3 protein-coding genes are annotated in these 1734 nt (G+C 49.6%); 2 read left to right on the forward strand and 1 reads right to left on the reverse strand.

Annotated features, from left to right (window positions below; all coding sequences use genetic code 11):
- Nucleotides 1–300: hypothetical protein (locus J4G07_22365; protein MCE2416728.1), on the reverse strand; the 300-nt coding region annotated here is incomplete at its 3' end.
- Here J4G07_22365 and J4G07_22370 point away from each other — a divergent pair.
- Together J4G07_22370 and J4G07_22375 are read left to right on the forward strand one after the other, a co-directional pair.
- Nucleotides 299–973, forward strand: a complete 675-nt coding sequence (locus tag J4G07_22370; protein MCE2416729.1) for a hypothetical protein — start codon at nt 299–301, stop codon at nt 971–973. The two genes, J4G07_22365 and J4G07_22370, sit on opposite strands and share 2 nt — an antisense overlap.
- The gene (locus J4G07_22375) at nt 966–1220 is read left to right on the forward strand and encodes a hypothetical protein (GenBank protein MCE2416730.1); all 255 of its coding nucleotides are present in this window, start codon (nt 966–968) and stop codon (nt 1218–1220) included. Before J4G07_22370 ends, J4G07_22375 begins: the two co-directional genes overlap by 8 nt.
- Nucleotides 1221–1734 lie beyond the last annotated feature (514 nt).

Raw genomic sequence — 1734 nt, forward strand, 5'->3', positions numbered from 1 at the left:
AAAGTTACTGTTCACGATATAATGGTCAATTGCCCCAAACACGGGAAAGTCCCATACACAGCATCCTCCGATCTTGGCAGTGAAGCGGTTACTCTGTACTGCCCCCGCTGCGAGAAAGAAGCGCGCCAGCAGCACCTGCACCCGACATCTCCATATCCAATTCAGGGCACATCGCCATCGGTTATCGAGGCATGCAATCGCGGTGACTGAGGATAGACACACCGGCAGTCTGCCGACCGTAGGGGTTGGGTCTCCCAACCCGCATCGAGCATCGTTAATTAACGAAAGGAATAACCGCATGAGAAAAGAAAGAATCTCCAGTGATGTTGAGAGGAAATTACGGTTAGAACTCGACGAAAAGGCGAATGCACTTGGTATCTCACGAGCGAAACTCATTGAGATTTCCCTCAAATCCGAACTCGGACACTTCAACGTCCACAAAGAGAATAAACGCCTCACCGAAGCGAAGGCGCGGTTAGAAGGGCAGGTTTCAGAACTCACAGACACGTGCGACGACTTGGAATCACAGAAGAATCAACTTACCGTACAACACAGCGATCGAATCAATGAGATTGCATCCGCCCTCGGTGTTCCCAACACTCTCGGCCACATCAAGCAACGGATTGATGAACTCCAGACCGCTCAAGACGAATTGAAACAGGAGAAGACCGAACTCACCGAACAACGTGATGAATTTGAGAAGCTCCTACACGCCGAAACAGATGTCTGCAATAAATACGATGCGCAAGTAAAATCGCTGAGAAAGGAACGCGATACCTTCAAAGCAGCAGCCGAAGAAGCCCGGAAACAGCGCGACACCTTCAAAGCGAAATTTGAAGACGCAGAATCCAATTACCGCGTTTGTAGCACAAAACTTACATTACTCCTGACGCGCAGCTGGTGGGACCGACTCTGGAACGTCTTGCCCTGGATTACGGAAATATCACTACCCATTGACGAAACAATTGAATAAAAAAAACCGACTCCTCCATTTCCGATACACCCACACACGCTACAATCGCGAGGGCGAAGTCCTCTCTCACGATACCGGTCCCATTTCCGGTTATACCGCGAAGTCCGTGAAGCTCACGCTCGTGAAACGGTTCCATTTGCAAGCGTGGGATTCTTGGACATGCCTCCCCAACGGGACTTATAAGCGTTCCCATAATTGTAACCAGTACCGCGGTATTATTACTGTCGAACCCATCCCCGAACCGTAACGAAGGTGCATCACGGGTAATGTGTGCCGTGCTTATTGCCGGGAATACGGCAAACGCACACCACATGCCGCAAAGCATTTCGGAGAACCTTGTCATCAATCCATTCGGAAACAAATACCGCGTCCACGTCAGAAAGCAATACGAAAGACAGGTTAAGCAGGGGGTGGTGTGTGGTGTGTCGGTTCTTGGTTCGTTTTGGGCTGGGTTTGGGTCATTGGCGGTTGGGCGCGTTCGCTTGCATGGGCTTCTGGGCTGCGTTCCGCTACGCTTACACGCAGGTTTTCGGTTCAGTCTCGGCTGGGTTTGGACATCGCACGGAAAACAGGAGAAAATATGACAAGTAATCAGAGCGAAATCGTCAGCAGTGGACGCGCGTTTTCTCGCGGTTTTTCCCGGATTTTGCCCCAATTTCTGCCCAATCCTACGATACCACTCCAAAAAAATTGAGCATTTTCAAAAAAAACAGCGAATTTCGGCAAAAAAGTGTGATTTTTTTACGATTTTACTTGACATA

The sequence above is a fragment of the Candidatus Poribacteria bacterium genome (genome assembly GCA_021295715.1).
Lineage (GTDB): Bacteria > Poribacteria > WGA-4E > WGA-4E > WGA-3G > WGA-3G.

Coding starts and splice junctions, on each gene's coding strand:
- J4G07_22370 (MCE2416729.1), top strand. CDS start 299: ATGAGAAAAGAAAGAATCTCCAGTGATGTTGAGAGGAAATTACGGTTA.